Origin of the sequence: Prevotella sp. AM23-5 (genome assembly GCF_003473645.1) — a bacterium.
Taxonomy (GTDB): domain Bacteria; phylum Bacteroidota; class Bacteroidia; order Bacteroidales; family Bacteroidaceae; genus Prevotella; species Prevotella copri_A.
Window position 1 is genome coordinate 1 of the sequence record NZ_QUCG01000103.1, and the last position, 8,536, is coordinate 8,536.

At 37.0% G+C, this 8,536-nt stretch carries 9 protein-coding genes; 7 read left to right on the top strand and 2 right to left on the bottom strand.

Translation table 11 applies throughout. The annotated features are described in order from the left end of the window. Positions 1-12: 12 nt before the first annotated feature. A complete protein-coding gene (locus DW657_RS15855; protein WP_118313388.1) occupies positions 13-483 on the top strand; it encodes a DUF3427 domain-containing protein in 471 nt (156 codons plus the stop codon). A 45-nt stretch (positions 484-528) separates the two neighbouring features. Next, positions 529-921: a (deoxy)nucleoside triphosphate pyrophosphohydrolase gene (locus tag DW657_RS15860; protein ID WP_118313389.1), complete on the top strand. Its 393-nt coding sequence runs from the start codon at positions 529-531 to the stop codon at positions 919-921. Here the strand turns inward: DW657_RS15860 and DW657_RS15865 are convergent. Both DW657_RS15865 and DW657_RS15870 read right to left on the bottom strand, forming a co-directional pair. Continuing rightward, a complete protein-coding gene (locus DW657_RS15865; RefSeq protein ID WP_117662969.1) occupies positions 905-1,282 on the bottom strand; it encodes a DUF86 domain-containing protein in 378 nt (125 codons plus the stop codon). The two genes, DW657_RS15860 and DW657_RS15865, sit on opposite strands and share 17 nt — an antisense overlap. After that, on the bottom strand, positions 1,257-1,562 hold the full coding sequence (locus tag DW657_RS15870; RefSeq protein WP_233547178.1) for a nucleotidyltransferase family protein: 306 nt from the start codon (positions 1,560-1,562) through the stop codon (positions 1,257-1,259). Before DW657_RS15870 ends, DW657_RS15865 begins: the two co-directional genes overlap by 26 nt. A gap of 202 nt (positions 1,563-1,764) precedes the next feature. Between DW657_RS15870 and DW657_RS18735 the strand changes: the two genes are divergently transcribed. From DW657_RS18735 to DW657_RS15895, 5 genes are read left to right on the top strand one after another with little or no spacing between them, the layout of a single operon-like run. Then, positions 1,765-2,016 (top strand): helix-turn-helix transcriptional regulator, encoded by a 252-nt coding sequence (locus DW657_RS18735; protein WP_158577411.1) that lies wholly within the window; start codon positions 1,765-1,767, stop codon positions 2,014-2,016. A gap of 3 nt (positions 2,017-2,019) precedes the next feature. Next, on the top strand, positions 2,020-3,153 hold the full coding sequence (gene dcm / locus DW657_RS15880; protein WP_118313391.1) for a DNA (cytosine-5-)-methyltransferase: 1,134 nt from the start codon (positions 2,020-2,022) through the stop codon (positions 3,151-3,153). A gap of 1 nt (position 3,154) precedes the next feature. Continuing rightward, positions 3,155-5,347: an AAA family ATPase gene (locus tag DW657_RS15885; RefSeq protein WP_233547180.1), complete on the top strand. Its 2,193-nt coding sequence runs from the start codon at positions 3,155-3,157 to the stop codon at positions 5,345-5,347. A gap of 2 nt (positions 5,348-5,349) precedes the next feature. Beyond that, positions 5,350-7,716 (top strand): restriction endonuclease, encoded by a 2,367-nt coding sequence (locus DW657_RS15890; protein WP_118313392.1) that lies wholly within the window; start codon positions 5,350-5,352, stop codon positions 7,714-7,716. 5 nt (positions 7,717-7,721) lie between these two features. Then, a complete protein-coding gene (locus DW657_RS15895) occupies positions 7,722-8,516 on the top strand; it encodes an AbiH family protein (RefSeq protein ID WP_118313393.1) in 795 nt (264 codons plus the stop codon). Positions 8,517-8,536: the final 20 nt, after the last annotated feature.

Genomic DNA, 8,536 nt, shown 5'->3' on the forward strand with positions numbered 1-8,536 from the left:
ATTGGATGATAGTTGCGGATTTTAGGGTATGCTGACACGAAAGACGATTTTCTGTTGTGGCAGGATTATCGCAAGGACCAAGTATTCTTGAAGATATTGGAAAATCCAAAGCACAATCAGAAAGGAACACATTATAAAGATAGCAATATGTATATCTTTGCAGGTTTAAAGAAGGATGATTCCCTTGAAGAGCATTTGAAGTATAATGATAAGTTCTTGTCTTCAGATGTTTTCCAGTGGGAAAGTGTTGTAGATATTTCTGCCAAAGAGGAGGCCATGCAGCAAGCCGCTAAGAGAGTCTTCGTATTTGTGAGAAAGGTGAGTGCCGAGAATGGTATCACCCTGCCATATACCTATATCGGAACTGGTCATTTGGAGAATCCAAGAAAGGATGCAACGACGAATGGTTCCATATTGTATGATATTCACATGGACAATCCGTTGCCGCAGGAATTGCAGGAGGATTTCCAGTGGATGGAGTAAATGATATTTCAAATCGAGTAGATGATATTTTAAGTTGATAAGACAATGAAACATTATAATGTGATAGCAGCCGTTGTTTGCCATAATGGCAAGTACCTCTGCATGCAGAAAGGCAAGACGAAGTTTGAATATACCAGCTATAAATGGGAGTTTCCTGGTGGCAAGATAGAACCTGGTGAAACTCCTCAACAGGCGCTGGCTCGTGAGCTGATGGAGGAGATGGAATATCCTGTTGAAGTAGGAGAGGAGTTGGTAACTGTGAATCACGAGTATCCTGATTTTTCGATAACCATGACTGCCTTTCTGTGTACGCCAAAAGGCGATGCTAATGGGTTCAGGAGGCGTGAGCACGCTGATAGCAAGTGGTGCAGCCAAGAAGAGCTGAAGGGGCTCGACTGGGCTGCAGCGGATGTTGGGATAGTTAGAATTCTGCTATAAAATACTCGATGGCTGCTAATAAGTCATCGAGATTGTTCTTGATGACATCTAGCACTATATCTCCGTCTATATCAAAGTAACCATGTGCAATATGGTTACGTATGCCAATAACATCTTGCCATGGTATTTCTGGACGTTCAATTAATAGGCGAGATTGTGTTAATCTGTCAATTAGTTTGACTCCTTCTCCAATTGCCTCTATAAGCATACAACTAGCTGCAAGATTCTTCATTCCCTCAGGTGTACAATAGTAATCATCAACAGTCTGTACATCTTTGTTCCAATCTTGCAATTGTTTGATAGCGTCCTTAATTTGTATTAAGGTGCCAACTATTCTATTTGATGATGTATATTCCGTCATGTTCTATTTCTTTAAGAAGGAATGGATTTATATGCTTGTGTATTCTTACTATGTCAACAGAGCATTCTAGTAAGTTTTCTAAAAATCGCTTTAATCTAACCACAAGGAACATTTTGGGTTCCATATCTACACATATATCAACATCACTACCTTCTTTCTGTTCATTTCTGGAAACTGAGCCAAAAAGGCGCAATGACTTTACTCCGAAGTTCTTTTTCAGCTCTTCGGCATGAGATAAAATCAGTGATATATAGTATTCCTTTGACTTCATAATCATCATTTTTGTTTCTACCGCAAAGATAAGATAAAAACTTGAAACAACCAAGCATAAGCCTTCTTTTTTATGAATTATTACACGATTGTAGATTTGATTCTATGTGATATTCGATTTTGGTATATCCGATAAAAGAATATATATTTGCGCCTAAAATTAAAGTAAAAAATGGACAAGAGCATACATTCACATTTATATCACCAAGTCATTGGTCGCTTGCGTAGCAAGCGCGAAATGGGGGGGGGTAACACAGGCTCAACTCGCTGAACTACTGAAAGTTAATCAGGCGTTCATAAGCAAGATTGAGACTTGTGAACGCCGCCTTGATATCATAGAACTTCATCATATTTGCCAGGTTTTAGGCATCTCGTTTGTCGACTTCATCCAAGAAGTCGATAGGGATATTCTGTGCAAAAATGAAGAAGAAAGTTACATAACTATTAAAGAATTAAAAAAATAAGGTATGGAAAAAAATAATAAAAAAGAAATTCATACCTTTACTTTTGTGGATTTATTTGCAGGTATTGGTGGTTTTCATACGGCTATGCATAGTGTGGGAGCTCATTGCGTTTTTGCAAGTGAATGGGATAGATATGCACGTATATCCTATGAGGCAAATTATAAAGATATAGAGCCAAATCTTTTCAAAAAAGACTCATTGGGAAATTATAAATATTTTAATGAAGATATAACAAAGGCAAATCCTGCAGATATTCCTGATTTTGATGTTTGTTGTGGTGGATTTCCTTGCCAGCCGTTTTCCGTAGCCGGACTCAAAAGAGGTTTCGAAGACACCAGAGGTACCTTGTTTTTCAATATAGCAAATATTGTAAAATACAAAATAGAGCATGGTTGTCCTCCAAAGGTCTTGTTTTTAGAAAATGTTAGAGGTTTGAAGAGTCATGATAAAGGTAATACTTTAAAGGTAATTCTAGCAACCTTGGAAGAGTTAGGCTATGGTGTTTCATATACAGTACTTAATGCTAAATATTTCGGTGTTCCTCAGAACAGGGAAAGATTATTTATCATTGCATGGTATAAAAAAGCAATCAATGTAGAAATGTTTAAGTTCCCTTATGGCATTGACGCAAATGGTAATACTATATATGACAAATCAAAGTTAAAGGAAGGAACTATGCCTACTAGGGTTTCTGATATATTCGAACCTGATGATGCTGTGGCAGACTTTACTATTTCTGATAGAATGTGGGAAGGTCACCAGAGACGTAAGGAACGTAATATGGCAAATGGCAAAGGTTTCGGTTATCGTAAATTCTTTGGTGATAGTGAATACTGTAGTACGATTTCGGCAAGATATTGGAAAGATGGCAGTGAAATATTAATAGATCAGGCAGATAAAAATCCTCGTACGCTATCACCTGTAGAAGCAGGAAGATTACAGGGGTATAGGATTATAGGAAATGGATGGAAATATTCGGAATGTGCAGCTAATCAGAATTATAATTCTTCTAATCCAGAATTCCGAATAGTAGTTTCAAAGAAAGAAGCTTATCATCAATTTGGGAATAGTGTAGCTGTGCCTGTGATAAAAAGGTTAGCACAAGAAATAGTCAATCAATTATTAAATAAGTCATAGTATGGACGAATTGTTAGATTTAGGTATACTGAAAACAAGTTTGAGTGAGCTCATTGCTCATTCAAATATGGATGACTGTGTTTTGCCTGATGAGTTCAAGGCAAAATTTCATGCCTTTGGTGATTACAAGATTGAGCAGTACTTCTTGTACACATTGCAGGTAAGTTCAAGAAAGTCTTTACTGGTAATACCTAATCAATGGGTGTATATAGCCGCATGCTGCTGTCAATATTATGTCGAATTGATTAAGTATAAGGACAAGTTAGACGCTTTGGGCTTTACGTCCGACATGTATGAGGCTTGTCATCCTAGCAAAGATAATAGTAGTATTCCAGAGGACCAGAAAACTAAAGATGCTTGCAAGGAAAAGGCAGAGCATTTTCTCAATTCTTATAATGGTGCTGATAAAGAGCTTCTGGTAAATTTCTTGTGGAATTATGAGTCTTGGGGTGGTGGTAAAAATATAAAGCGTTCGAATGATTTTACCGATTCTCCTGTTCTTAATATTGCAAATACGATTAATGCTTCTAGCAGTTTGATTGGGGCTATAGTAAAAGGGCTGGCAAATCAAGATTGCCTAAACTTACTTCTTCAATCGGAAGGATGGAAGTCTTTTGAAGGATCATCAGCTAGCTCTGATACTGCAAAAAAGAACTCTGGGGGCAAAATGGCTTTGCAGCAGATTTTCTATGGTGCTCCAGGTACGGGTAAATCGTACGAAGTTAACAGCATAACGAAGAAGAATAGATATGCAACAATACGTACAACTTTCCATCCTGATAGTGATTATTCTACTTTTGTAGGAGCATATAAGCCTACTATGGCAGATGCCCCTGTTTATGGTGCACAAGGAGTAGAGATAGCAAAGGAAAAACGTATTACTTATACCTTTGTTAAACAGGCATTTTTAAAAGCCTATTTGGGCGCATGGCAAAAGCTTGCTAATGGAGTTGATTCGGTAGAACCGCAATTCTTGGTAATAGAGGAAATTAACCGAGGCAACTGTGCTCAGATATTTGGTGATTTGTTTCAACTCCTTGATAGAAGTGGTAATGGATTCTCAACCTATCCAATTGAAGCGGATGCAGATTTGCAGAACGAGATTGCTAAGGAGTTTGGACAGGGTGGCGAGTATATGCTTGCTAACGAATTTAATGTGGATTATGCTGTTCCTGATTATATCAGTAACTATGGTAAAACATTGACTGAAGATATTAAGTTAGGAAGAATTTTGTTATTGCCAAATAATCTTTATATTTGGGCAACAATGAATACCAGTGACCAGTCTCTCTTCCCTATAGATTCTGCTTTCAAGCGTCGTTGGGAATGGAGATATGTGAAGATTTCGAAAGGATATAAAAGAGGGGCAAATGGAGAGCTTGTTATCAAGAATTCTGAGAGAGTTCCTCTTGGTTGGAAGATTCGTTTTAACAACAATGAGTGTGATTGGTGGGAGTTCTTGGAAGCTATAAATAAGCAAATTGGTTCAGTAACAAGTTCTGATGATAAGAAACTTGGTTATTTCTTCTGTAAACCTAATTTGGGAGAATCTTTCATTCGAGAAGATACATTTGTAAATAAAGTTATTTTCTATTTGTGGAATGATGTCTTTAAAGACTGTGATGTATCCATTTTTAGAATGAATGATACGGATGATTCTTTTTATGATATTTTCTTTATAGAGGATGAACAAGGAAATACTATTGCAAACCCAGATGCGATAGGACAACTCATGAATAATTTGGGCGTTAGGATTTCTCCAGTTCCGTATGATAATGATTTGGATGAAGAGTCAGGTGATGATTCGGATGAAAATCAAGATGATACACAAGATATGTCAAAAGTGAAATTCAAATATAATGGCGTTCCGAATTCATTAAGAGAAATCGTAAAAAGTGTTGTCTTAAATTTCATCAGTAGCAATCCTGACCTGACTACGGCTGCAAGCATCCGAGATAAATTTAAGGAGGCTTGTGCAGACTTTACAACAACAGTTGTCAAAACAGAAAATGAGTATAACGAACTTGATGTAGAGTCGTCAAAAGCAAAGTGTTGGCAAGCGATATCTTTGAATTCGGGTGAGAAGCTCTATATTTATACCCAGTGGAAAGCTAAAAATGCAAACGACAATTTCTTCAAATTAATGAAGGTTGTTGAAAATAATAATTGGGGTCAAATTAGTCCTGTAGAATAATTATGCGTATATTAATAGAAGAATACCAATATGATTATGAGGACGTCCGTGACGTTCTCAAAGGGTTTGGTGTGCTTCCCAATGGAGACGGTAAGCTTAGTCTCAGCTATGTTGGCTATTACTTCAATGATGACCCAGATGTAAATGACTGCGTGTTTTTACTTCCTAAGGTGCTTTTGGAAGGTCCATTTGGCGAAGAGAAGGTGTTTGGACACATTGAACCAAAGAATTTGATAAATATAGATGAGTGCGATGAGCTGAGCAGCGAGGAACATACATTTATTTACAATTTAAGCGTATGGATATATAGGGCTATCAGCGTGTTCCGTGAACACGAGTTCGACCGTTTTGAGAATAAGGCGCAGTCAAGTATTGTGCTTTATAAGCAAGTGCCAATTATGGGACATATGAAGAAGCGCAGAGTGTGCACTTATCTTGATGTATTGCTGGCATTGCAAGAATGGAACAGAAAGAATGAGAGTTTTGTTATGTTCACTGTAAAAAATCTCCATTCAGGTTTAAATAAGATAAACTGGACGCGTACCATCTCCAGAAGTAATGTATTCATACAGGATTGTTCCGATGGTACACGCAGGCAAGATGCCAGCTACCTGAATCCGGTTAATAAGAAACGTAAAATCAATTTTGATGAGGAACTGCTTATTATATACTACAGCATTCTTGAGTATATGCGTGAAAAGTACGGCTTTCCTGTCAAGATGAATGTTAACTTTCCTCTTATTAAGGGTAAAAAGTTTCTAAGATACATTAATGGGTTCGGTAAAAGGCGTCTCAAACAGATAAAGTATAAGTACTTTTCAGACAAGGCTCTGGAACTTTGGAACTATTGTTATGCGTTTTTCGAACGTCCGGAAGACATTATGCTCAATGTTGATCGCAAGGAGTATTTACTTGTGAAGAGTTTTCATGTCGTTTTCGAATCTATTATCGATGATTTAATAGCTGGCGACCAGAAACTGCCAAAGGAGCTGAAGGATCAACCGGATGGAAAGCGTGTTGACCACATTTATCAGTATCAGGAATTGACCAATAATGATAAGGAAGGTGATATTTACTATATAGGTGATTCTAAGTATTATAAACGTGGTAACACCCTCGGCAAAGAGTCTATCTATAAGCAATTTACTTATGCTAGGAACGTCATACAGTGGAATATCGACCTGTTTAACGATGGTAGGGAAGAAGATAAGAAAGGGCATATAAAATTACGTGATGATGTAACCGAAGGATACAATGTTATTCCTAATTTTTTTATCTCTGCCAATCAGAATGTTCTTCGACCAGAAGACGATATCAAGCTGATTGATAGCGATAAGGAAGAGGGGAAACGTAGGCAGCAGTACTATCTGAGTCGTCAGTTTGAGAACAGATTGTTCGATCGAGATACATTCCTTTTGGCGCATTATGATGTGAATTTTCTCTTTGTGGTGGCGCTTTATGGGCGCAATAATACAACAAGTAAGGTACAGTGGCGTGACAAGGTCCGCAAGATGTTCCGCAAAGAAATCCAGCAGATGCTCAAAGAAAATTTTGAGTTCTATGCAATGACAGCAAAGAGTGATATTGATGCGAATGCTTACATCAAAGAAAACTTCCAACAGATTCTTGGTAAGGTATACCAGCCATTTGATAACCGAGAAGGAAGTGACCAGCAATATTTTTCGCTTGCTTTGCGCAAGCCCGAGAAAGAGAACAATACTACCATCAGGAGAAGGGTAGCAGATGAAAATGAAGCAGTGTTGTTTGAGTTAAAGCATACCTTCTATGTTGCTAAATGTCCGCTTGGTGTGGACCCGAGGACACTGCCGGAAGAAGTCATGCCTAGGGTCGATGCACGTCCTCATGATGTTATTCCGAAGCAATTTCTTACTATGCATTATTTGGAAAACTATCCGAATGCAACATTTCTTATTGGTATCGTGAACAGTATCAATCACTTGAACTGGATATTCAGTCGTCGAGGTGGTAAGCGTGATGATGCCTATAATTTACGTCTTGGTAAGGATGTACAAGGTGGTGTCGTAAAAAGTCGTGAGTATGTAAAGCATGCTAAGTTCGTGATATTATATAATGCAGGAGAGAATAAAGTTTATAAGTCATTCCGTGTAAAGAATACGGGAGAACTGTCTCGTGAGCAGATTGAAAAACAAGGGTATATCAATCCTAAACACGACAGATATTTTTGTTATTTTTTCGATGAAGAAATATCGCTTGGAGACTTTGATATTCAGGGGATTATCCAATCTGATAAGGAAAAGTGGAAGGCTGATCCAAAGCATCTGGAAGAATATGCAGAAGGGAAGCCTGTATTTATGAGTGGTAATGAATTGATAAAATTTAGGAGATAAAAGATATGAAAAAGAAATACGGAACATCATTGATAATAGGAAATGGCTTTGACTTAAATTTAGGCATGGTCACCGATTATGGTTCATTTTTTAAAAAATTGAGTGCTGATGGCTTTTTTACAAAGCATACTAATAATCCCCTTTTGCAGTTTATAAAAGCAAAAGGAGAGAAGGAAAAATGGTATGACTTTGAAGGTATTATTCAGGAATATGCTACAAGAAGTGAACAAGCTGTTAATTTAAAGATGATAGATAAACTTTTACCTATCATTGATAAAGCTTTAGAACTTGATGAAGAATCATTTGAGGAAATTAAGGGTTATAAGCATCTTTGTGGAATAGTATTAGAATTTGATAGTGTTATTGAATATACGTCAAAGAATAATTATCTTGACTTTGCAGCAGACTATGATATAAGGGAAAAATGTGTGTATATCAAAAAAGCTCTATCTCAATATAGCGAAGAACAAAGAGATTTGGTTAAAGAAGCAATGAGACTTCTGAAGGACGAACTTGTAGCCTTCCTTAAAAGCGCAAAAATAAATAATGAAGAAAATAGTTTGGCATTTATGATTTTCTTTTCGATTATGGGTATTTATGATGCAGGATACAAAGGATTAACAATGAAACTGTCCGATTATTCGAAAAAATATCAGGGTAGTTTTCCCGACTTTAAGATCGTGTCATTTAACTATACTGACACAATTTCTAATCTCGTCAAATTCCTACAACGTATAAAATTTGATTCACGCATAGATTTGGAAACCGATGATTTAAAAGAGAATTTTTATAGAACCTAAAATCCGCAACTATCATCCAA